Annotated in this window: 25 protein-coding genes and 1 other RNA gene; 7 read left to right on the forward strand and 19 right to left on the reverse strand. The window is 65.2% G+C overall.

What is annotated here, in order from left to right:
• Window positions 1-31: 31 nt before the first annotated feature.
• The 7 genes from XH79_RS39950 to miaA form a co-directional block, all read right to left on the reverse strand.
• Window positions 32-634, reverse strand: a complete 603-nt coding sequence (locus XH79_RS39950; RefSeq protein ID WP_271585249.1) for a LysE family translocator — start codon at window positions 632-634, stop codon at window positions 32-34.
• A 7-nt stretch (window positions 635-641) separates the two neighbouring features.
• Window positions 642-1,517 carry an EamA family transporter gene (locus XH79_RS39955; protein WP_271585250.1) on the reverse strand — a complete coding sequence of 292 codons (876 nt, stop codon included), beginning with the start codon at window positions 1,515-1,517 and terminating at the stop codon, window positions 642-644.
• Between the two features lie 49 nt (window positions 1,518-1,566).
• Window positions 1,567-2,262, reverse strand: a complete 696-nt coding sequence (locus tag XH79_RS39960; protein WP_271585251.1) for a class I SAM-dependent methyltransferase — start codon at window positions 2,260-2,262, stop codon at window positions 1,567-1,569.
• A gap of 3 nt (window positions 2,263-2,265) precedes the next feature.
• Window positions 2,266-2,808, reverse strand: a complete 543-nt coding sequence (gene ilvN, locus XH79_RS39965; RefSeq protein ID WP_018640841.1) for an acetolactate synthase small subunit — start codon at window positions 2,806-2,808, stop codon at window positions 2,266-2,268.
• 23 nt (window positions 2,809-2,831) lie between these two features.
• Complete coding sequence (locus XH79_RS39970) at window positions 2,832-3,803, reverse strand: threonine dehydratase (RefSeq protein WP_271585252.1); 972 nt, start codon at window positions 3,801-3,803, stop codon at window positions 2,832-2,834.
• A gap of 4 nt (window positions 3,804-3,807) precedes the next feature.
• Entirely contained in the window at window positions 3,808-5,583 is a 1,776-nt protein-coding gene (locus XH79_RS39975; protein WP_212339534.1) for an acetolactate synthase 3 large subunit, read from the reverse strand.
• A 329-nt stretch (window positions 5,584-5,912) separates the two neighbouring features.
• Window positions 5,913-6,854 carry a tRNA (adenosine(37)-N6)-dimethylallyltransferase MiaA gene (miaA, locus tag XH79_RS39980; protein ID WP_271585253.1) on the reverse strand — a complete coding sequence of 314 codons (942 nt, stop codon included), beginning with the start codon at window positions 6,852-6,854 and terminating at the stop codon, window positions 5,913-5,915.
• 11 nt (window positions 6,855-6,865) lie between these two features.
• Here miaA and serB point away from each other — a divergent pair, with 11 nt between their 5' ends.
• The gene (gene serB, locus XH79_RS39985; protein ID WP_271585254.1) at window positions 6,866-7,771 is read left to right on the forward strand and encodes a phosphoserine phosphatase SerB; all 906 of its coding nucleotides are present in this window, start codon (window positions 6,866-6,868) and stop codon (window positions 7,769-7,771) included.
• Between the two features lie 161 nt (window positions 7,772-7,932).
• Here serB and XH79_RS39990 read toward each other — a convergent pair whose 3' ends face one another.
• The 12 genes from XH79_RS39990 to XH79_RS40045 all read right to left on the reverse strand — a co-directional run bounded on the left by XH79_RS39990 (window position 7,933) and on the right by XH79_RS40045 (window position 18,635).
• Complete coding sequence (locus XH79_RS39990) at window positions 7,933-9,441, reverse strand: Do family serine endopeptidase (protein ID WP_271585255.1); 1,509 nt, start codon at window positions 9,439-9,441, stop codon at window positions 7,933-7,935.
• A gap of 144 nt (window positions 9,442-9,585) precedes the next feature.
• On the reverse strand, window positions 9,586-9,792 hold the full coding sequence (locus XH79_RS39995) for a DUF2065 domain-containing protein (RefSeq protein ID WP_212339542.1): 207 nt from the start codon (window positions 9,790-9,792) through the stop codon (window positions 9,586-9,588).
• A gap of 70 nt (window positions 9,793-9,862) precedes the next feature.
• Window positions 9,863-10,759, reverse strand: coding sequence for a protease modulator HflC (gene hflC / locus XH79_RS40000; RefSeq protein ID WP_212339545.1), 897 nt, complete (start codon window positions 10,757-10,759; stop codon window positions 9,863-9,865).
• Entirely contained in the window at window positions 10,756-11,898 is a 1,143-nt protein-coding gene (gene hflK, locus XH79_RS40005; protein WP_212339547.1) for an FtsH protease activity modulator HflK, read from the reverse strand. Before hflK ends, hflC begins: the two co-directional genes overlap by 4 nt.
• A 153-nt stretch (window positions 11,899-12,051) precedes the next feature.
• Window positions 12,052-12,564, reverse strand: coding sequence for a dihydrofolate reductase (locus XH79_RS40010; protein ID WP_212339549.1), 513 nt, complete (start codon window positions 12,562-12,564; stop codon window positions 12,052-12,054).
• On the reverse strand, window positions 12,564-13,049 hold the full coding sequence (locus XH79_RS40015) for a GNAT family N-acetyltransferase (protein ID WP_212339551.1): 486 nt from the start codon (window positions 13,047-13,049) through the stop codon (window positions 12,564-12,566). The genes XH79_RS40010 and XH79_RS40015 overlap by 1 nt, the downstream gene beginning before the upstream one ends.
• A complete protein-coding gene (locus tag XH79_RS40020; RefSeq protein ID WP_014493053.1) occupies window positions 13,050-13,844 on the reverse strand; it encodes a thymidylate synthase in 795 nt (264 codons plus the stop codon).
• Window positions 13,845-14,015: 171 nt separating this feature from the next.
• Window positions 14,016-14,999: a tripartite tricarboxylate transporter substrate binding protein BugD gene (locus XH79_RS40025; protein WP_271585256.1), complete on the reverse strand. Its 984-nt coding sequence runs from the start codon at window positions 14,997-14,999 to the stop codon at window positions 14,016-14,018.
• Between the two features lie 123 nt (window positions 15,000-15,122).
• On the reverse strand, window positions 15,123-16,637 hold the full coding sequence (locus XH79_RS40030; protein ID WP_232954462.1) for a tripartite tricarboxylate transporter permease: 1,515 nt from the start codon (window positions 16,635-16,637) through the stop codon (window positions 15,123-15,125).
• A 7-nt stretch (window positions 16,638-16,644) separates the two neighbouring features.
• The gene (locus XH79_RS40035; RefSeq protein ID WP_271585257.1) at window positions 16,645-17,406 is read right to left on the reverse strand and encodes a tripartite tricarboxylate transporter TctB family protein; all 762 of its coding nucleotides are present in this window, start codon (window positions 17,404-17,406) and stop codon (window positions 16,645-16,647) included.
• 96 nt (window positions 17,407-17,502) lie between these two features.
• Window positions 17,503-18,033 (reverse strand): chromate transporter, encoded by a 531-nt coding sequence (locus XH79_RS40040; protein WP_271585258.1) that lies wholly within the window; start codon window positions 18,031-18,033, stop codon window positions 17,503-17,505.
• Window positions 18,030-18,635 carry a chromate transporter gene (locus tag XH79_RS40045; RefSeq protein ID WP_212339561.1) on the reverse strand — a complete coding sequence of 202 codons (606 nt, stop codon included), beginning with the start codon at window positions 18,633-18,635 and terminating at the stop codon, window positions 18,030-18,032. Before XH79_RS40045 ends, XH79_RS40040 begins: the two co-directional genes overlap by 4 nt.
• A gap of 95 nt (window positions 18,636-18,730) precedes the next feature.
• Between XH79_RS40045 and ssrA the strand changes: the two genes are divergently transcribed.
• From ssrA to XH79_RS40075, 6 genes are all read left to right on the forward strand, one after another.
• Window positions 18,731-19,098: a transfer-messenger RNA gene (ssrA, locus tag XH79_RS40050) on the forward strand.
• Window positions 19,099-19,212: 114 nt separating this feature from the next.
• Window positions 19,213-19,731, forward strand: coding sequence for an SspB family protein (locus tag XH79_RS40055; protein WP_271585259.1), 519 nt, complete (start codon window positions 19,213-19,215; stop codon window positions 19,729-19,731).
• Between the two features lie 88 nt (window positions 19,732-19,819).
• Complete coding sequence (gene fumC / locus XH79_RS40060; protein ID WP_271585260.1) at window positions 19,820-21,253, forward strand: class II fumarate hydratase; 1,434 nt, start codon at window positions 19,820-19,822, stop codon at window positions 21,251-21,253.
• Window positions 21,254-21,525: 272 nt separating this feature from the next.
• Window positions 21,526-21,714 carry a DUF4169 family protein gene (locus tag XH79_RS40065; RefSeq protein ID WP_212339568.1) on the forward strand — a complete coding sequence of 63 codons (189 nt, stop codon included), beginning with the start codon at window positions 21,526-21,528 and terminating at the stop codon, window positions 21,712-21,714.
• Window positions 21,711-21,962, forward strand: coding sequence for a ribbon-helix-helix domain-containing protein (locus XH79_RS40070; protein ID WP_011089261.1), 252 nt, complete (start codon window positions 21,711-21,713; stop codon window positions 21,960-21,962). Before XH79_RS40065 ends, XH79_RS40070 begins: the two co-directional genes overlap by 4 nt.
• A gap of 117 nt (window positions 21,963-22,079) precedes the next feature.
• A complete protein-coding gene (locus tag XH79_RS40075; RefSeq protein WP_212339569.1) occupies window positions 22,080-22,355 on the forward strand; it encodes a FeoA family protein in 276 nt (91 codons plus the stop codon).
• The last annotated feature ends 37 nt before the right edge of the window (window positions 22,356-22,392 follow it).

The following is a 22,392-nucleotide window of genomic DNA, read 5'->3' on the forward strand; positions in this document are numbered from 1 at the left end:
GAAACCCGTTTCTGCATGGAAATCCGCGACATCATGCATCCATGAAAACGGGGTAGAGGGAGGCCAGCAGCAGGATCGCCATCAGGATATTGAAGGCGCGGACCAGCCGCTCGGAGGTCAGGACCGGCCGCAGTGCGGTGCCGAACAGCGCCCAGACCACGGTCGAGACCGTGCCGACGAGCAGGCTGATCAGGGTCTGGATCACGATGTTGATGGGAAACTGGGCAATCGCCGCGTAGGCGGTGATGGTGCCGATCACGATCACCCAGCCCTTGGCGTTGATCCACTGGAACATCGCCGCGCCCCAGAAGGTCATCGGGCCGCGGCCGCTGTCTCCGCCCGGCGTGGTTGGACCGGACATGGCGATCACCGCGGCAAGATAGATCAGGTAGGCCGCACCGGCATATTTCAGAATGGTCTGGAGGATCGGATAGGCCAGGAACACGGTGCCGAGCCCGAGGCCGACGGTGGCGACCATGAAGGCGAAGCCGATGACGATGCCGACGATGTGCGGGATGGTGCGGCGGAAGCCATAGGTCAGGCCGGAGGACAGCAGCATGATGTTGTTCGGCCCGGGCGTGAAGTACATCACCACCATGAAGGCGAGGAAAGCGTAGAACAGCGAGTAGGTCATGCTCACCTCACGCGGTCTTCGGCAGGACTTGCGGGCGCTTCGCCAGCACCATCACCGCGATGCCGCCGATCACGGTCAGCATGCCGGCGAGGCGCAGCGGGCCGAACCGTTCGCCGAACACGATGCTGGAGGCGGCGGAGCCGACGAACGGCACCAGCAGCGCGAATGGCACTACTTGCGCCGCCGGATAGTCGCGCAAGAGGCGGCCCCACAGCCAATAGGCGATGCTGGTGGAAATGCCGCCGAGCATCAGCATGCAGAGCGCCGATGTGAGCGACATGCGTGTCAGCGACGTCCAGGTCGACGCCGGTCCGTTGGCGAGCAGCGCCAGCACGAACAGCGGCACGGCCGAGGCGAGGCACAGCCAGGCAAACAGGTCGAACATCGGCACGCCGCGGGCGCCGCGCAGCAGCAGATTGCCGACGGCAAAGCTGACCGGCGAAATCATCAGCACCGCAAAGGCACTGACGCTGAAATCATAGCCGACGGTGCCGCAGATCATCAAAAGGCCGGCCGCGGCAACGCCGATGCCCAGCGTCTGCATCGGCGTCGGCCGCTCGCCGAATGCGAGCGCGGCAAAGCCGATCGTGAACAGCGCCTGGCTCTGCACGACGACACTGGTCAGGCCCACCGGCACGCCGTGGGCGATGCCATAGGCCTGAGACAGGAACTGGCCGAGGAACAGCGTGAAGCTGATCGCGATGAGCAGCGACCAGGCGACCTTCGGCTTGGGAATGAACAGGCACGGCACCGCGGCGATCGTAAAGCGCAACGCCGTCATCAGCTCCGGCGAAAGCTCGTCGAGCGCGATCCGGCTCGCCACGAAGGCAAGCCCCCAGATGATCGCCACCATGACGGCGATGAGGATGTCGGCCGGCTTCATTGTTGTTTCCGGTTCTGCTTTGTCGTGCAGCCCTGTTTGTTGTTCTTGTCTAGCCTTGCTCGCCGGCTTTCGGTTTCCGCAGCAGATAGGTGCCGTGCATCGGTGCGTGGTAGTCGGCCGAGACCAGCGTGAAGCCGACATCGGTCAGCATCCGCTCCATCACCCAGCCGAAGGTGGAATATTCGTCGCGCATATGCGTCACCACGCCCTCGCGCGAGAAATCGTGGTTCTTGATCTGGAAGTCGGCCCATTGCTCGACGTCGCGCTCAAGCGCGTCGGGCATCGACGCATAGACGATGTCGCGCAGGTAGAAGCTCGCACCTGGCTTCAGCGCGCGATAGATCCGCGACATCGCCACCACCTTCCAGAAATCCGGCAAATGATGCAGCGTGAATTCGCTGACGATGAGATCGTAGGATTCCGGCCGGTAGGCGAAGCTGAGCAGGCCGGCGGACTGGGTGCGTACGGGTGCCTTGCGGTCGCGCGCGTAGATCTCGGCGAGCGCCAGCATCGCCGGCGAAATGTCGATGGCGTCGACCTCGGCGCCCATCAGCGCCGCTTCGGTGGCGAGCACGCCGTTGCCGCAGCCGATGTCGGCGATGCGCCAGCCGCGCTGGACCCCGAGCATTTTCAGCGCGGCGCGCGCCCGCAGATCGGCATCGTCATGGTTGTCGTAGATCGACGCCACCGCGGGCTCGATCCCCATCCGGTTCCGCTCGTTGTAGTACCAGTCGCGCGCCAGCATGGCTCACATCCCTTCAGGCCCGCGACCGATCGCGGCAACACCCGTGCGCGACACCTCGACAAGGCCGAGCGGGCGCATCAGATCGATATATTGATTGATCTTGTCCGTATTGCCTGTGATCTCGAACACAAAGCTCTCGGTGGTGGCGTCGATCACGCGGGCGCGGAACGCGTCCGCCAGCCTGAGCGCCTCGACGCGGTGCTCGCCCTGCCCGCGCACCTTCACCATCGCGAGCTCGCGCTCGATCGAGCGCTTGGTCTGGGTCATGTCGACGACCTGGTAGACCGGGATCATGCGGTCGAGCTGATTCTTGATCTGCGCGATCACCATCGGCGTGCCCGTGGTGACAATGGTGATGCGCGACAGATGCTTCTGGGCCTCGGTCTCCGAGACCGTGAGGCTCTCGATGTTGTAGCCGCGCCCCGAGAACAGGCCGATGACGCGCGCGAGCACGCCCGGCTCGTTCTGCACGAGCACCGCGAGCGTGTGCGTCTCGTTGGGATCGTGGCGGTCCTCGATGAAGTAGGCGGATGCGGGCTGGTTCATTGTCGTCCCCTCTTGTCTCTCCATCACGCCATCGCTGGCGCGTCCGTTCCGACCCAACGGCGGAACAGATCGAAATCGATGTTGCCCCCGGACAGCACGAGACCGACGCGCTTGCCCTTCAGCTTGCTCTTCTCTTGCAATGCCGCGGCGAGCGCAGCTGCGCCCGCGCCTTCGGCGAGATTGTGGGTGTCGGTCCAGTAGGCGCGGATCGCGGCGGCGACCTCGTCGTCGGGGACCTCCACGATGCGCGAGGCACCCTTGCGGATCAGCGCGAACGCATCCGCGTCCGGAATGCGCGTCGCCATGCCGTCGGCGCGCGTGTTGCTGGTCTCGGTCGTCACGATCTTGCCGGCCGCGAACGACAGCGCATAGGACGGCGCCTCCGTCGACTGCACGCCGACGATCTCGGTCTTCAGGCCCAGAAGGTCACGCGCCATGATGCAGCCGCAGATGCCGGAGCCCTGCCCGATCGGCACATAGAGGACGTCGAGGTCGGGCGCGGATCTGAACAGCTCCAGTGCGTAGGTCGCGACACCCAGCACGAGGTCCGGATGGAATGACGGCACCATATGGAGCCCGGCGAACTGCGCGCGGCGCTCGGCTTCCTCACGCGCAGCCTGGAAGTCCTCGCCATGTTCGACCAGGTCGGCACCAAAGGCCTTCATCGCGCGGTTCTTCTCGACCGAGTTGCCGCGCGGCACATAGATCACGGCCGGCACGCCGTGGCGCCCCGCGGCAAAGGCCAGGCTCTGACCGTGGTTGCCGCGCGTCGCCGAGATGATGCCGGGCGTGGTCGGCCGCTCGCGCTTCAGCCGTTCGAGATAGACGAGGCCGCCGCGCACCTTGAAGGCGCCGATCGGTGTGTGGTTCTCGTGCTTGACCACGACCTCGGTGCCGAGGCGAGCGGCGAGCAGCGGCCAGGCATGCGCCGGCGTTGCCGGCACCGCCTGCCCCACGATCGCATGTGCGCGCTCGAGCTCCCTCAGGTCGAACATGGCCTCACACCAGCGCCTTACCGGCGGCGAACGCCTTGGCGGTTGCTTCGTCGTTGGCCTGCTCCGGCAGCAGCATCTCGTTATGCGCCTTGCCGGATGGGATCATCGGGAAGCAGTTTTCGAGCGCGGCGACGCGGCAGTCGAACAGCACCGGGCGCTTGACCGAGATCATCTCCTGGATCGCGCCATCGAGATCGCCCGGCTTGTGCACCTGGAGACCGACGGCGCCATAGGCTTCCGCCAGCTTGACAAAATCCGGCAGCGCCTCCGAGTAGGAATGCGACAGGCGGTTACCGTGGAGCAGCTGCTGCCATTGGCGCACCATGCCCATGTACTGGTTGTTGAGAATGAAGATCTTGATCGGCAGCTCGTACTGAACCGCCGTCGACATCTCCTGCATCGTCATCTGCACCGAGGCATCGCCCGCGATGTCGATGACGAGGCTGTCCGGGTGCGCCACCTGCACGCCGACCGCGGCCGGCAGGCCGTAGCCCATGGTGCCGAGACCACCCGACGTCATCCAGCGATGCGGCTCCTCGAAGCCGTAGAACTGCGCCGCCCACATCTGATGTTGGCCGACCTCGGTCGTGATGTAGGTGTCCTTGCCGCGCGTCGCCTCGAACAGGCTCTGGATCGCGTGCTGCGGCAGGATCACGTCGTTGCTCTTCTTGTAAAACAGCGAGTTGCGCGCGCGCCACTGCGCGATCTGCTGCCACCACGACTTGACGTCGGGCTTCTTCGCCTCCGCCTTGAACACCTGGAGGATGTCGCCGAGGATGTTGCCGCAGTCGCCGATGATCGGCACGTCGACGCGGATGTTCTTGTTGATCGAGGACGGGTCGATGTCGATGTGGATCTTCTTCGAGCCCGGCGAGAACGCATCGACGCGGCCGGTGATACGGTCGTCGAAGCGCGCGCCGACGCACAGCATGACGTCGCAATCATGCATGGTCATATTGGCCTCGTAGGTGCCGTGCATGCCGAGCATGCCGAGCCAGTTCTTGCCCGACGCGGGATATGCGCCGAGGCCCATCAGCGTCGAGGTGATCGGAAAACCGGTGACCTCGACCAGCTCGCGCAGCAGCTTGGTTGCCTCGGGGCCGGAATTGATCACGCCGCCGCCGCTGTAGATCACGGGACGCTTGGCGTTCGCGAGCAGCGCCACGGCCTTGCGGATCTGCGTCGCATCGCCCTTCACGCGCGGCGCGTAGGAGCGGTGCACGTCGGACTTGCGCGGCGGATGATAGGTGCCGGTTGCGAACTGCACGTCCTTGGGCACGTCGACCAGCACCGGGCCCGGACGGCCCGAGGTCGCGACATAGAACGCCTCGTGCAGCACCTTGGCGAGATCGTTGACGTCGCGCACCAGCCAGTTGTGCTTGGTGCAGGGCCGCGTGATGCCGACGGTGTCGCATTCCTGGAAGGCGTCGTTGCCGATCAGATGCGTCGGCACCTGGCCGGAGATGCAGACCAGCGGGATCGAGTCCATCAGGGCGTCGGTCAGCGGCGTCACCATGTTGGTGGCGCCGGGGCCGGAGGTCACCAGCGCAACGCCGGGCTTGCCGGTCGAGCGCGCATAGCCCTCGGCGGCGTGGCCCGCGCCCTGCTCGTGGCGGACCAGGATGTGCTGGACCTCGCTCTGCTGGAAGATCTCGTCGTAGATCGGAAGCACCGCGCCGCCGGGATAGCCGAAAATGTCGGTCACGCCATGATCGATGAGCGCGCGGACGATCATCGCGGCGCCGGTCATCTGGTTCGGATCGTGGCTCTTGTCGCTCATTGGCTTGCTCCGGATGCGCTGTTGTCAGCGGCTTCGTTCGTGTCGGGTTCGGGAAATAAAAAAGGCCCCGAAGAGGGCCCATGCACACCGCCTGTCTTGTGGATGGCAGCTAGCCATCCCCGGCGGTGTGCCTGGGTACGACGGCGATAAGGAGTTTGGTAATAATGTTACGCATGGCAGGCGCCCGGCTTCCCAAAGGTTGCGCGAAACATAGCGGCCAAAGCCCGGATGTCAAGGCAATGCGGCCGTTCCCGCGCGATTTTGGCAGTGTAGCGGTGTTCCCCGGGTTCGGCGAGAGGTAAAATTCGGGAACCCGGCACAAATGCGCGTCAGTCCGGGTCCCGCTCCGCGCTCACGGCCGCCGCGAGCCATCCCCTCGCCTCCTCCGGCTTCACCCATTCGAATTCCGGCAATTGATGCCGGAACCAAGTGAACTGACGCTTGGCGTAGTGGCGGGTGTCGGCGCGGCCGATCGTGGCGGCCTCCTCCAGGCTGAGCTCACCGCGCAGATGCCGGATCAGGGCCGGCACACCGTGGGCCTTCATTGCCGGCAGCAGCGGATCAAGACCGCGGGCGGCGAGCCGCTCGACCTCTCTCAAGGCGCCGGCACCCAGCATGGCATCGAAGCGGGCATCGATACGGGCATAGAGATCGTCACGCGCGGGGGCGAGGAATACCGCGCGAAAACTGTCCCTGGGCAGCAGCGGCGGCTGGCCCTCCTGGTGCCAATCCAGCAGTGAGCGCCCGGTCGCCTCGACCACTTCGAGCGCGCGCGCGATGCGGGTGCGGTCGCGCAGGTTCAATCGCCCGGCCGCGCGCGGATCGCGGGCAGCGAGTTCCGCATGCAGCGCCTCGACGCCGTTCCGCTCCAGCCTCGCGCGCACGTCCTCGCGCAGCTCGGCGGGGATAGGCGGCACCACGGAAAGGCCCGCCGTCAGCGCCTTGAAATAGAGCCCCGTGCCGCCGATGAAGATCGGCAGCCGGCCTTCGGCGCGCGCCTCCTCGAGCGCCCTCGCAGCATCCACGACCCAGGCGCCGGCGGAGAAATTCACGGCTGCATCGACATGGCCGTAGAGACGGTGCGGCGCTCGCGCCTCCTCGCCATGTGTGGGGCGCGCCGTGATGATGCGGAGGTCGCGATAGACCTGCATGGAATCGGCATTGATGACCGTGCCGCCGGCGCTGAGCGCAAGCTCGAGCGCCAGCGCCGACTTGCCGCTGGCGGTCGGGCCTGCGATAAGCACGGCCTTGCTCGAATGCCTCTCGCTCACGAAAACCTCAAATGTCCCTCGTCGCCACGCTGATCTGCAACCCTGACAACCCCGCGCTCGACTCTACCATCGTCGACGGCGCCCGCGCCGTGCTGCCGAAGGCAGCTCCCGCGCATTGGCTGTTCGACGGGGTTGCGGTCGACATACCCTTCGGTGCCGACAGTAACCTCGAAGGCGACCGTCACGCCATCGAGCAGCGGCTCCGCGAGCTTCGCGTCGACCTGCCGATCGACATCGTCGTGCAGCCTGCCGGCTTCCGGCGCAAGAAGCTTTTTCTCGCCGACATGGATTCCACCATGATCGGCCAGGAATGCATCGACGAGCTCGCCGATCTGGTCGGGATGAAGGCCCATGTCGCCGCGATCACCGAACGCGCGATGCGCGGGGAGATCGAGTTCGAGCCGGCGCTGCGCGAGCGCGTCGCGCTGCTGAAGGGCCTCCCCGCCAGCGTCGTCGACGAAGTGCTGGACAAGCGCATCACGCTGACGCCGGGCGGCCGCGCGCTGGTCGCGACCATGCGCGCGCACGGCGCCTATACCTGCCTCGTCTCCGGGGGCTTCACGCTGTTCACGAGCGCCGTCGCCGCCAGGATCGGCTTCCAGGAGAACCGCGCCAACGAATTGATCGTGCGCGACGGCAAGTTCACCGGCGAGGTGAAGGAGCCGATCTTGGGCCGCGCCGCCAAGCTGGCGACGCTGGTCGATCTGATGGAATCATTCGATCTCGACGACGTCGACTCGGTCGTGGTCGGCGACGGCGCCAATGACCTCGCGATGATCCAGGCGGCGGGGCTGGGCGTGGCCTATCACGCCAAGCCGGCTGTGGCCGCCGCGGCAGCTGCGCGGATCGACCACGGCGATCTCACCGCGCTGCTCTATGCGCAGGGGTATCGGCGCGACGAGTTCGTGGAGGGGTAGCCTCTTTCGTCGTCAGCACTTGCCCGCGCTCCGCAGCCGTAGGGTGGGCAAAGGCGCGCTTGCGCCGTGCCCACCACTCGTTGAGACGGCAGAAAGATGGTGGGCACGCTTCGCTTTGCCCACCCTACGAGACCGTGCCGCGGTGCGAGACTCTGCCGCGACTACTGCACGCTCAGCGCCACGAAGCGCAGCTCGCCGTCGGCATTCGAGACCAGCAGCAGCACCGACTTCTTGCCGTCCTTCTTGAGCTGGTCGACGCGCTTCTGGATGTCGGCTCCGCTGGAGACGGCTTCCTGCGCGACCTCGACGATGACGTCGCCGGCCGAGAGGCGCTTTTCGGCGGCATCCGAATTGGCGTCGACATTGGTGACGACCACGCCCTTGACGCTGTCCTTGATCTTGTAGCGCGTGCGCAGGTCCTTGTTCAGCGCCGCGAGATCGAGACCGAGCGCCTTCTGCGTCACCGGCTTCTCGGGCGCCGGCTCGTCGGTCTTCACCGCGGCCTGCACCTTCTCGGGATCCTGCAGGCGGCCGAGCGTGACCTTCTTGGTCTCTTCCTGGCCCTTGCGGATGATGACGACATCGACCTCCTTGCCGACCGCGGTATCGGCGACGACGCGGGACAGGTCCTTCGGGTCCTTGACGTCCTTGCCGTCGAACTTGACGACGACGTCGCCGGGCTCGATGCCGGCAGGCTTGGCCGGGCCCTTGTCATCGACGCCGGCAACCAGCGCGCCGCGCGGCGGCTTGATGTTGAGGCTCTCGGCAATCTCGTCGGTGACGCTCTGGATGCGCACGCCCAGCCAGCCGCGACGCAGCTCGCCGAACTGGCGGAGCTGGTCGACGACACCCGCGACCGTCTTCGACGGCACGGCGAAGCCGATGCCGATCGAGCCGCCGGAGGGCGAGATGATCAGGGTGTTGACGCCGATGACATCGCCTTCGAGGTTGAACAGCGGGCCGCCGGAATTGCCGCGGTTGATGGCGGCGTCGGTCTGGATGTAGCTGTCATAGGGACCGGAAGAGATGTCGCGGTTCTTGGCCGAGACGATGCCGGCGGTCACCGTTCCCCCCAGGCTGAACGGGTTGCCGATCGCGACCACCCAGTCGCCGAGGCGCAGCTTGTCGCTGTCGCCGAACTTCACCGCAACCAGCGGCTTGGTCGGCTTGAACTTCAGCACCGCGAGGTCGGTCTTCTTGTCGACGCCGACCAGCTCCGCCTTGATCTTGGTGCCGTCGTTGAGGATGACGTTGATCTCGTCGGCGTCGGCAATGACGTGGTTGTTGGTGACGACGACGCCCGACGTGTCGATGATGAAGCCGCTTCCGAGCGAGTTGGTCTTGCGCGGCGGGCCGCTGCCGCTGTCGCCGCCCTTGCTGCCGCCACCGGGGCCCCTGCGGTTCTTGAAGAAGTCGTCGAAGAACTCCTCGAAGGGTGAGCCGGGTGGCAGTTGCGGCATGGTGTTGGCGCCGCCCTTGGCCTCGACCGTCTGCGAGGTCGAGATGTTGACGACCGCGTCGATCACCTTCTCGGCGACGTCGGCGATGCCCTCCGGTCCGCGCGCCTGAGCCGGGTTGCCGAGCGCACCGAAAGCACTGATGGCGAGCGCCGCCAGCCCAATGCGCACAGCATGGCGCAAGCGGGTCGGGGCAATGGTGGCAGCGGTCATGGTGATCTCCAGAGAAAATAGGATTCGGCGCCAGACTGCGCTCGAACGGGGGCGCGGCGCAAGCACGGACCTTAACGGGCCTCAAGACCCGGATAATATGGCGAAAACCGGCCTTGCGCCTTCACTTTGGCGTTGGCTCTGCGGTTAAACCGGACGCCGCATCACCCAGATCAGGATCAGGCCGACGACGGCCGAACCGATCCCGACCGCTCGCAGGATGTGGTCGGGGGTGGCCATCGCACTCTTCATGGCCTTGCGCATCCAGTTTGGACTTGCCGCAAACATCAAGCCTTCCAGCACGAACAGGATGCCCAAGCCGATGAGGAAGTCGGCGAACGCAATGGACCTCATCGGATTGGAACCTCCCGTGGTGCTGTTCTTGTCTGGACGAAGGGCGGCAGAACCGCCGCCCCTGTCTAGCTTAAGGCTTCGCCGGCGTCTCGGCCGCCCTCTTGCCGGTCGGGTTACCGAAATACCGGAAGAAATCCGACTCCGGCCGCAGCAGGAAGCGGGTGTCGTTCGCACGCAGCCCGTTCTCGTATGCCGTCATCGACCGGTAGAAGTAGAAGAAGTCGGCATCCTTGCTGTAGGCCTCGGCGAACAGGCGGTTGCGCTCGGCATCGCCCGCGCCGCGGGTCTGCTCGGCCTGCGAATTGGCTTCCGCGATGATCACGGTCGCCTCGCGGTCGGCCTTGGAGCGGATCTCCTGCGCCTTCTGGCCGCCCTGCGCGCGGAACTCAGCCGCCTCGCGCTCGCGCTCGGTCTTCATGCGCAGATAGACCGCCTGGCTGTTCTGCTCCGGCAGGTCTGCGCGCCGGATACGGACGTCGACCACCTGGATGCCGTAACCGTCGGCCTCGCGATCGAGCTGGTCGCGGATGCGCAGCATCAGCTTCTCGCGGTCGTCGCGCACCACGTTGATGAAGGTGACCTCGCCGAGCACGCGGCGCAGCGCCGCGTTCAGGAGCGTGGTGAGCTGGATGTTGGCGGCCTGGATCGAGCCGACGCTCTGATAGAAGCGCAGCGCGTCCTTGATGCGGTAACGCGCGAAGGCGTCGACCACGAGCCGCTTCTGGTCGGACGCGATCGCTTCCTGCGACGGGTTCTCCAGATCGAGGATCCGCTTGTCGATGTTGATCACCGAATTCCACGGCGCCTTGAAATGCAGGCCGGGAGCGGTGACGACGTCGACGGGCTTGCCGAACTGCAGCACGATGGTCTGTTCGGTCTGTTGCACCGTGAACAGCGACATGTAGCCGACGATCACGACGAGCAGGAGGCCGAGCAGCGTGACGATACCTGTGACCGGAGACCTCATCGGCTGCCTCCGCTCGAGGTCTGACCGGTGGTAGGCGGCCGCTTGGTCGTCAATTCGTTGAGCGGCAGGAAGGGCACGACACCCTGGCCCGAGGGACCGCCGTCATAGACGAGCTTGTCGGCACCGCCGAGCACGCGCTCCATCGTCTCGAGATAGATCCGTTCACGCGTCACGTCGGGCGCCTTCTTGTATTCCTCGTAAACTTTCAGGAAGCGCGCGCTCTGGCCCTTGGCCTCGGCGATCGCCTGCTCCCTGTAGCCTTCGGCGGCCTGCTGGATCTGCGCCGCACGACCGCGGGCCTGCGGCACCACCTGGTTGGCGTAGGTCTGCGCTTCGTTCTGCAACTGCTCGAGATTGGCGCGCGCCGCCTGCACGTCGCGGAACGCGTCGATCACCTGCGCGGGCGGGTCGACCTTCTGCATCTGCACCTGGGTGACGAGAATGCCGGCGCCATAGCTGTCGAGGGTCCTCTGGATCAGCTCCTGCACGCCCTGCTCAATCGTGTTGCGGGCGCCGGTCAGGATCGGCTGGATCTGCGAGCGGCCGATCACCTCGCGCATCGCGCTCTCGGCGACTGCCTTCACGGTGCCTTCGGGGTTCTGAATGTTGAACAGGAAGTCGCCGACGCCGCCGGCATCGGGCTTGATGCGCCACAGCACGGTGAAGTCGACATCGACGATGTTCTCGTCACCGGTGAGCATCAGGCTCTCTTCCGGCACGTCACGGATGGAGCGGCCGCGCCGCGCCGGATCGTCGATCAGGGTCATGCCGATGGAGGTGGTGTTGACGCGCAGCGCCTTCGGCAGCAGCACGGTCTCGATCGGATAGGGCAGATGATAATTCAGGCCGGGATCCACGGTGCGGACATGCTTGCCGAACCGCAGCACGACACCGCGCTCTTCGGACTGCACGCGGAAGAAGCCCGACAGCAGCCAGAATGCGATGATGAGCAGGATGATCAGCGTGATGCCGACGCCGGAGAAATAGCCGCCCGGCATGATCTGCTGAAGGCGGTCCTGGCCGCGCCGCAGAAGGTCTTCCAGATCCGGCGGTCTCGGCCCGACCGGTTGCGGGCCTGAGCCCCACGGTCCCTTCGGACCCGAGCCCCATGGGCCACCGCCCTGATTCTTCCACGGCATTCGACGCTCTCCTCGGCAGGGTGGAATTGCCCCCGCCCGCTTTGTCCGGTCCGGCTTTATAGGGGACAGGCAGGTCCCTTACAACGCAGCCTTGGCTGCCTTTCGAGCTATGCTCGGGCACGAAAAAGTCAATGTAAACATTGGGGAATGCGGTTAATGGGGCGGCCGCCGACGATATGTCACATAGGAGAAGTCGGCGCTGTCGTCCGGCCCGGCAGGATGACGGATGCGCGCCACCTCATCCCACTCTGCCTTGTCGATGTCGAAATGCGTATCGCCCTCGGGTCGCGCATGCACTTCGGTGATTTCGAGGCGATCGGCGCGATCGAGCCATTGCCGAAAGATCTCGGCGCCGCCGATCACCGCGACCTCAGTGACCGAACGCCGCAGGGCATCGCCACGCGCAACCGCGTCCGCGTCCGCCGCCGATGTCGTGACGATGGCGCCCGCGGCGCGATAGTCCGCATCGCGCGTGATGACGATATTGGTGCGGCCCGGCAGGGGACGGCGGGGCAGGGATTCGAAGGTCCTGCGCCCCATGATCACGGGCTTGCCGATCGTCAGCGCCTTGAAGCGCGCCATGTCCGATTTCAATCGCCACGGGATCGCGTTGCCGGCGCCGATGACGCCGTTCTCCGCGATCGCGACGACAAAGACGATCTCCATCAGGACGTGCTCCCGGCGAGCTGCCTCAGCGCGGGACCGGTGACGCGGCACAGCGTCCAGTCGTCCATCATCACGGCGCCGAGCGATTTGTAGAATGCGATCGACGGCGAGTTCCAGTCGAGCACCGCCCATTGCAGGCGCGACCAGCCGTTCTCGACGCACTCCCTGGCGAGATAAACCAGCAGCGCCTTGCCGAGGCCCCTGCCCCGATGCGACGGCCGCACATAGAGGTCCTCGAGATAGATGCCGTGGCGGCCGCTGAATGTGGAGAAATTGGCGAACCAGACCGCAAAGCCGACCGGCTCGCCGTTCCACTCGGCGATCGCGCAATAGAGCTGCGGCCTCGCGCCGAACAGCGCCTGCGCGATGTCAGCCTCGGTCGCCTCGACCTCGTGCGACAGCTTTTCGTATTCGGCGAGTTCGCGGATGAAGGCGAGAACGAGACCGGCCTCCCCCGGGCGCGCGCGGCGAATATTCAGTGACATCTAGACCGCGACTTCCGCCTTGATGTGCGGATGCGGATCGTAGCCGACAAGCTCGAAATCCTCGTAACGGAAGGAGAAGATGTCCTTCACATCAGGATTGATCCGCATCACCGGCAGCGCGCGCGGCGCGCGCGTGAGCTGCAGCCGCGCCTGCTCCAGATGGTTGGAGTAGAGATGGGTGTCGCCGAGCGAGTGCACGAAGTCGCCGGGCTTCAGGCCGGTGACCTGCGCGACCATCATGGTAAGCAGCGCATAGGATGCGATGTTGAAGGGCACACCGAGGAAGACGTCGGCCGAGCGCTGATAGAGCTGGCATGACAGCTTGCCGTTCGCGACATAGAACTGGAACAGCAGGTGGCAGGGCGGCAGCGCCATCTTCTCGACGTCGGCCGGATTCCAGGCAGTGACGATCAGCCGGCGGGAGTCCGGGGTGCGCTTGATCATGTCGATGACATTGGCGATCTGGTCGATGCTGCGCCCGTCAGCCGTGGGCCAGGACCGCCACTGATGGCCGTACACCGGGCCGAGATCACCATTGGCGTCGGCCCACTCGTCCCAGATGGTGACGCCGTTGTCGCGCAGATATTTGATGTTGGTGTCGCCCTTCAGGAACCACAGCAGCTCGTGCACGATGGCCTTCAGCGGCAGTCGCTTGGTGGTCAGCATCGGGAAGCCGGCCGACAGGTTGAAGCGCATCTGATGGCCGAACACCGACAGCGTGCCGGTGCCGGTCCGATCGGTCTTCTCGGCGCCGTCTGAAAGAATCCGCTCGAGCAGGTCCTGATATTGGTGCATGTGCGACTGAGCCTTTGGGAAGGCGGCGAACTTAACGGCCGCCCCCGCGCTGCGACAGCAGCGATTCGCTGCTCCCACAGATTATACAAGGAAAAGGTGAGCGTTCCCGCGGCAAACGACAAGGGGCGGAACTCAGCGTCCGCCCCTCGCCTATCAGCTTGAAAGTGCTGGTTAAGTTGCTGGCTTGAGCACCGGGGTCCACTTTGCGATTTCGTTCTTGACCAGAGTGGCCAGGGCCTCCGGCGTACGGTCCTTGGGCGCCGGGATGACGCTGCCGAGCTCGAGCAGGCGCTTCTTCACGGTCTCGTCGTCGAGCGCCTTGAGGGCGGCGGCGTTCAGGCTTGCAATGATCGCGGGCGAAGTTCCCTTGGGCGCGAACATCGCGTTCCAGGCCTGGGCCTGGAACGCAGGCAGGCCCGCTTCCGTGGTGGTCGGCACGTTCGGCAGCGACGGATTGCGCTCCGGCGTTGCGATCGCGTAGGCCTTGATGGTGCCGGCGTTGATCTGCGGCACGGCGTTGACGATCTGGTCGCACATGTAGTCGACCTGCCCCCCTACCAGCGCATTCATCGCGGGGCCGGTGCCGTTGAAGGGCACGCCGACCGGCTTGACGTCGAGGATGGAGTGCAAGAGCTCGCAGGAGACGTGCGAGACCGAGCCAACGCCGGCATGCGCCGCGTTGACCTTCTCGGCATTGGCCTTCACGTAAGCGACGAACTCCTTGAGGTCCTTCGGCGGAAAGTCCTTGCGCGCGAGGATCAGGATCGGCGTGCCCGCGAGCAGCGCGATCGGCTCGAAATCCTTCTCGGGATGATAGGCGAGCTTCGGATAGAGCGGCACGGACGCCGCATGCGTGCCCATATGCCCGGTGATGAGCGTATAGCCGTCATTGGCGGCACGCGCCGCACGCGTGGTCGCGGTGGTGCCGCCGGCGCCGACGACGTTCTCGATGATGATGCTCTGGCTGAGCGTCTGCGCCATGTGTGCGGTGACGATGCGCGAGATGACATCGGTCGGGCCGCCCGCTGCGAACGGCACGATCATGGTGATGCTGCGCGTCGGATAGTTTTGCGCCTTCGCAGGTGCAACAAAGGCGCACAGTGAAGCGAGCGCGGCGGCACAGGCGCCCGTAGCAAGCGCGCGAATGGAAGTCATGTCGTTTCCCCGGGGCACAAACAAAAATGCCGGCCACAAGGGCCGGCATTTTCATGTCACGAAGGCATCACACACGTCGATTCGACTTCCGAATGCGGCGTGCCGACGCAGGGAACGGCGTCGTCAGTTCTCAGACTCGGTGAACACCTCGTCGCGCTTGGCACGCAGCGCAGGCAGCACCGTGAGCAGCAGAAGACCGAACGAGATCGCCAGCAGCACCGCCGACAACGGCCGCGTCAGGAACACGCTCCAGTCGCCGCGCGAGATCAGCAGCGCACGGCGCAGGTTCTCCTCCATCAGCGGTCCGAGCACCATACCGAGCAGCAGCGGCGCCGGCTCGAAATCGTGCTTGATCAGCCAATAGCCGACGAGCCCGAACACGCCGGCGAGGATGACGTCGACCGGCGCGTTGTTCACCGAGTAGATGCCGATCGCGCAGAAGATCACGATCGAGGGGAACATCAGCCGGTAAGGCACGCGCAGCAGGCGGACCCAGATGCCCACGAGCGGCAGGTTGATGATGATCAGCATGAGGTTGCCGATCCACATCGAGGCGATCATGCCCCAGACGAGATCCGGCTGCTTCTGCATCACCTGCGGACCCGGCACGATGCCGTGAATGGTCATCGCGCCCACCATCAGCGCCATCACCGCGTTCGGCGGGATGCCGAGGGTGAGCAGCGGGATGAAGGAGGTCTGCGCTGCGGCGTTGTTGGCGCTTTCCGGCGCCGCCACGCCTTCGATCGCGCCACGGCCGAACCGCTTCGGATCCTTCGCGAGCTTCTTCTCGAGCGTATAGGCCGCAAACGAGGCGATCACCGCGCCGCCGCCCGGCAGAATGCCGAGGATCGAGCCGAGCACCGTGCCGCGCAGGATCGGCGGCGTCGAGTCAGCCAGATCCTTCCTGGTCGGCATCAGGCCGGTGATCTTCTGCTGCACGAGGTCGCGGTTCATCTCGGCGCCGGCGTCGAGATTGCGGATGATCTCGGCGAAGCCGAACACACCCATCGCCACCGTCGCAAAGCCGAGACCGTCGGCGAGCTCCGGAATATTGAAGGCCATGCGCGAGGCGCCGGTCTCGATGTCGGAGCCGACCATCGACAGCAGCAGGCCGAACACGATCATCGCGATCGCCTTCAGCACCGAGCCCTTGGCCAGCACCACCGCGAAGATCAGGCCGAGCACCATCAGCGAGAAATATTCGGCCGGGCCGAACGCCAGCGCGAGCTTTGTGAGCGGCGCGCCGAGGACGGCGATCAAGATAGTTGCGACGCAGCCGGCGAAGAAGGAGCCGATCGCCGCGATGGCCAGCGCCGGACCGGCGCGGCCCTGCTTGGCCATCTGGTGACCGTCGATGGCGGTGACGACCGATGTCGCCTCACCGGGAATATTGACCAGGATCGACGTGGTCGAGCCGCCATATTGCGCGCCGTAATAGATGCCGGCGAGCATGATCAGCGCGCCAACCGGCGGCAGACCAAAGGTGATCGGCAGCAGCATCGCGACCGTCGCGATGGTGCCGATACCAGGGAGAACACCGACCAGCGTGCCAACGAGCGCACCGATCAGGCACATCAGCAGATTGATGGGAGAGAGCGCGACGGCGAAGCCGTGAGCGAGGTTGGCAAAAATATCCATCACGCCCTCACTGGATCAGGAAACGCGGAAACATCGGCATCGGCAGCCCGAGCACGTAGGGGAACAGGATCGCGCAGCCGAGCGTCAGGCAGGCGCCGACGATGGCAGCCTCCAGCCAGCGCGTCTCATGCGACCCTGTCGCCGCGATCATGAAGCTCGCGAAGGCCGTGACCACGAGGCCGAGCGGCCGGATCGCCAACGCGAAGAACAGGATCGCGACCATCACGAACAACGGCCCGCGCCACGAATAATGCGCCATCGACGGCCCGTCGGCCAGAAGGCCGGTCAGGGCGATGCCGGCGGACAGCGCGACCAGAAGCCCGCCGAACATCCGCGGCGCGGTGCCCGCGCCGAAGGAGAAGCCGCGCATGCCCTGCAAATCGCTCGACGCCCACAGCGCGAACAAGGCGACCGCCATCAGAATGACGCCGCCGACATAGTCCTGCGCCGACCGGATGGTCATGAACAGCGTGACGATCGCCACCGCAAGGATCGGATAGGAATAGATCAGCGCCAGCAACACATCGGAGGACGCCTTCTTGGTCTCACCGCCGGCCGCTCCGATCAGGACCGTGGGAGCGCCGGCGACCAGCGCGGTGGCGTGGCTGATCAGGACGGTGGCCGGGCCACGTCCCGCGCCCCAGCCGAAGATGGTCCCGATCGACCAGATGAATTCGAAGATCTGCGGCGCTATCGCCAGCAAGCAGAAACCGATCACCACCTTGGTGTTTCGGGTGGCTGTCGCTGAGTGGCCCATCGTCTCGGCCATGCATGTCTCCTCCGCGACCCGTAAGTCACGAGCACTGTTGTTCTAAATCGGCTTGAAAGGGATCCCCTGGGCCGCAGCACTGCCTAGCGATTTTCATCACACAATGCCAGCAAAACCCAACAGGCCCCCGGCGAGCAGGAGCCAGAGGGGATTGATGCGCGAGACCGATGCGATCACCGCAACCATCGCGGTCAGAAGCACTGCAGCAATCGTCCGGTCGGTCGACTGGGCCAGGATCAGGGCACTCGCCGCCATCAATCCGATCGAGAGCGGAACCAGTGCAGCCTGGATCAGGGCCGGCCAGCGCGACTGGCTGGGCCGGTTGAGGAGACGGCTGACATAATAGGCAACCAGCGCGGTCGGCAGGCACATCGCCAGCGTGGCCGCGAGCGCACCGGGGATGCCGGCGACGGCGTAGCCGATTAACGTCACGATAAGCACGTTCGGACCTGGCGAGAGCTGCGCGATCGCATAGGCATCGGCGAACTGCTTGTCGGTCATCCAGTGATGCACGTCGACCGCGATGCGGTGCATCTCGGGCACCGCCGCGGCGGCGCCGCCGACCGCGAACAGCGACATCAGGCCGAAGGTCGAGATCAGCGCCCAGACCGGGTTCTCGGTGTTCACGCTGCTACTTTCCGCCGCAGGAGGAAGGTGGCGCCGATGCTCACGGGGATCGCGACCAGGAGCACGGCCTGAAGCGGCAGGCGAAGCACGCCGATGGCGAGGAAGACACCGAGCATCAGGATCAGCGCGACCGCCTCCATCCGCTTCAGGAGCGGCATCATCATGCGAAAGACCACCGCGATCAGGAGGCCGACTGCGGCGCAGGAGATGCCCGCGAGAATGCGACGCAGCACCTCGAGGTCGCCGAACCGGGCGTAGGCGATCGCGAGCACGGTCATGATCAGCGTCGGCGGCAGCAGCAGCCCGGCAAAAGCGGCGACACCTCCGGCGATCCCGCGTAGGCGCGCGCCAAAGACCATCGACAGATTGACTATGTTGGGGCCGGGCAGGAAATGGCAGAGCGCAAAAGTCTCGTTGAACTCGTCGGCCGTCATCCAACGGTGCTGCTCGACGATCGCCCGCCGCGCAAACACCAGGACCCCGCCGAAACCCGCCAGCGACATCCGGGCGAAGGCCACAAACAGTCCGGTCAGGCTGGGCGGGGCGGCAAGCGAGGCTGGCTGGTCCGGCTCTTGGGCGGCCGGTACTGAATCGGTGGACATCTCAGGAGCTTAGAACGGGGGCCACGGCGCGGCCAAGATCGGACCTGCAGCGATCCGGAAGCTATCCAAAAGGAACAGCACATCGCTGCTCGAAACCTCTGTTTTTTGAAACCTTTGCCCCCTATATTGGAGGTGCCGGTTCGCCGGCTATGGAAATAAACGGTCGTCGTAATAAACCATTCGGACCCGGGGGCGGTACCCGGCGCCTCCACCAAAGCCCACCATCGGGCTAGCCTGGAAAGCGGGCTTTGGCGGGGGCGAAATAGGATCGACGAGGGCGTAAAGGGCGTGCTTTTTCCCGGTATTGTTCCGCCGTTATCGGGCTACTGCAATAGTTGCCAACGACAACTTTGCTCCGGTTGCTCAGGCTGCGTAACGCAGTTTGAAAGACCACTCTAAAGTCCTAGCGGGTTAAGCTCCGCTAGGCGGGGTTCGGAGGCACCTGGCAACAGAAGCCTCCACTTGCCTTCTATTTCCTCCCCGGCGGGGACTCCTGCTGACCCGTCAGGCGCGGTACTATTGCGGCTTGGCGAGTCGGGCCGGCAGGGCCCAACTCCTGGAATGCAACAGGACCACCATGGCGACCGATCATATCCGATACGATGTGCTGGCCCGCGACGCGCTGCGCGGCGTGCTGCGGAAGGTGCTGACCGATGCCGCGGTCCATGGCCTGCCGGGCGAGCACCATTTCTTCATCACCTTCGTATCGAAGGCCGAGGGCGTGAAGCTGTCGCCGCGGCTGCTGGCGCAATATCCGGAGGAGATGACGATCATCCTGCAGCACCAGTTCTGGGATCTGACCGTGCTCGAAGACCGCTTCGAGGTCGGCCTGTCCTTCGGCGGCATTCCGGAGCGGCTGGTGGTGCCGTTCAGCGCCATCAAGAGCTTCCTCGATCCCTCCGTGAAATTCGGCCTCCAGTTCGACACGTCCGATGTCGCCGAGGTCGCGCCGGAGAATTTGCCGGCGGCCCCTGCCCCTTCGGCCGTCGCGGTGCCTGCCGCCGTCGCCGAGAACGCGGAGACAGCGGAAGAGCCGACCCCGCCGAGCCAGGGCGGTGCCGAGGTCGTGCGGCTCGATCGTTTCCGCAAGAAATGATCTAGGTTGGGCGCGGAGCCATCGCGCCCGCTCAACTGCCTATATAGAAGAGCACATGAAGAGGCCGTGCGGCGTTTCGCGCGGCAAAATGGATGTGCTCATGGCCAAAGCTTCCCGCTCGAAGACCGCTCGCCCCGCAACCCGCACCGAGACCGACAGCTTCGGTCCCATCGAAGTGCCCGCCGATCGCTATTGGGGGGCGCAGACCGAGCGGTCGCGCCAGAATTTTCGCATCGGCACCGACCGCATGCCGATCTCGCTCGTGCATGCGCTAGGCATGGTCAAGCTCGCGGCCGCACAGTCCAATCTCGAACTCGGCCTGCTCGACCAGCGCCGCGCCAATGCCATCATCCGCGCCGCACGCGAGGTGATCGAGGGCAGGCTGGACGACCATTTCCCCCTCGTTGTGTGGCAGACCGGCTCGGGCACGCAGAGCAACATGAACCTCAACGAGGTGATCGCCAACCGCGCCAATGAGCTGCTCGGCGGCGAGCTCGGCGCCAAGAAGCCGGTGCATCCCAACGATCACGTCAACATGAGCCAGTCGTCGAACGACTCCTTCCCGACCGCGATGCACATCGCGGCCGCAAGCCGCATCAATGCCGATCTCGTCCCGGCCCTCGGCGAGCTGCTCCGCGCGCTGCGCAAGAAGGAAAAGGAGTTTTCGAAGATCGTGAAGATCGGCCGCACCCATACCCAGGATGCGACGCCGCTGACGCTCGGCCAGGAATTCTCCGGCTATGCCGCGCAGGTCGAAAGCGGCATCGCGCGGCTCAAGGTCGCGGTGAAGGATCTCTATCCGCTGGCGCAGGGCGGCACCGCGGTCGGCACCGGCCTCAACTCGAAGCCGCGCTTTGCGAAGCTGTTCGCAAAGCATGTCGCGGCGATTACGAAACTTCCCTTCACCAGCGCCGCCAACAAATTCGAGGCGCTGGCCTCGAACGATGCCTATGTGCTGGCGCACGGCGCCATCAACTCGGTCGCGACCGGCCTGTTCAAGATCGCCAACGACATCCGCCTGCTCGGATCGGGCCCGCGCTCGGGGCTGGGCGAGCTGATCCTGCCGGAGAACGAGCCCGGCTCCTCGATCATGCCCGGCAAGGTCAATCCGACACAGTGCGAGGCGATGACCATGGTGTGCTGCCAGGTGTTCGGCAATCACACCGCGATCACGGTCGCCGGCAGCCAGGGCCATTTCGAGCTCAACGTCTACAAGCCGGTGCTGGCCTACAACATGCTGCACTCGATCCGCCTGATGGCGGATGCCGCGCGCTCCTTCACCGGGCATTGCGTCAACGGCATCCAAGCCGACGAAAAGCGCATCAGGGAGCTGATGGAGCGCTCGCTGATGCTGGTGACGGCGCTGGCCCCGAAGATCGGCTACGACAACGCCGCCAAGGTGGCCAAGACCGCCCATGCCAACGGCACCACGCTGAAGGAGGAGGCGCTGCGGCTCGGTTTCGTCTCGGCCGATGAATTCGACCGCCTGGTGCGCCCGGAGAAGATGACCAGCCCGGGCTAGATTTCCAAATTCCGATAGTCATCCGTAATGATACGGACGCTGGGCGCTCAGAAATATGCAGTTTTGGGGGCGGGATTTGATTACCGTCAATGTTCCGGCGGGGCGGCGTGTTACGCAGCCCCACCGCCCGTGATGGGGCGAAATTCATCGTTTGATGGCCCGAAGGGCCGATTGACGAGGACAAGCGAATGAACATCAAGTCTTTTGGGGCGCAATGCCGCCCCCTGAACATTTCATCCTGCCTGCCGAGGATCGAATGATGGAGACGCGGCATGGGGAACGTCATCAACCTGAATCGTTTCAGGAAACGCGCCGAACGGGAAGCGTCGGCGAAACAGGCGGACGCCAACCGGGCGAAGTTCGGCCGCACCAAGGCGGAGCGGTCAGCGGAGGAGACGCGCGCGGACAAGGCGACGACACATCTGGACCAGCATCGGATCGATCGCGAGGAGCAGCCATGAAGTCGCCCGTCGTGAAACGGTCGATCGTCGTCGCCGGCCACAAGACCAGCGTCAGCCTGGAAGAGGCGTTCTGGAACGGCATGAAGGAGATCTCGGGTCTGCGTAACATGACGCTGTCCGAGCTCGTCGGCGAGATCGACGGCAACCGCCAGCAGGGCAATCTGTCCTCGGCGATCCGCCTGTTCGTGCTCGACTACTTCAAGAGCCGGGCCATGGCCGTCCAGCCGGACAAGGTCCCGGCGCAATAGCCGCGGGGGCCTGTTTTCCGACGCGACCCGGGCGCCTGCACTTTAAAATCACTCTAAGGTGCAGTTTCGGCCGCTGCGCGCGCTTGACCTCAATGCCCTGCGTTGAAAATACAGGGCATGACCGACCATGATGATACGCGCCCGCTTATGCCGCTGGGTCTGGCCCTGCGCGGCTATACCGGCGTCATTCAGCACCTTTCCACCAAGGATACGGGCTCGGCGCTTTCGGACATCGAGCTCGAGAGCCGCCTGATCGAGCTCGGCTTCGTCGAGGGGGCCCGGGTCGAGGTCCTGCACGAGGGGCTGGTGGGGCGCGACCCGATCGCGGTCAGGGTCGACAGCATCACGATCGCGGTCCGCCGGCGCGAAGCCATGGCCATCATCGTCGCCTGAACAGCGACCGGATAACTGCCCCCAGGCCCTTGATCCC

This window comes from Bradyrhizobium sp. CCBAU 45389 (assembly GCF_028128625.1).
Classification (GTDB): domain Bacteria; phylum Pseudomonadota; class Alphaproteobacteria; order Rhizobiales; family Xanthobacteraceae; genus Bradyrhizobium; species Bradyrhizobium liaoningense_B.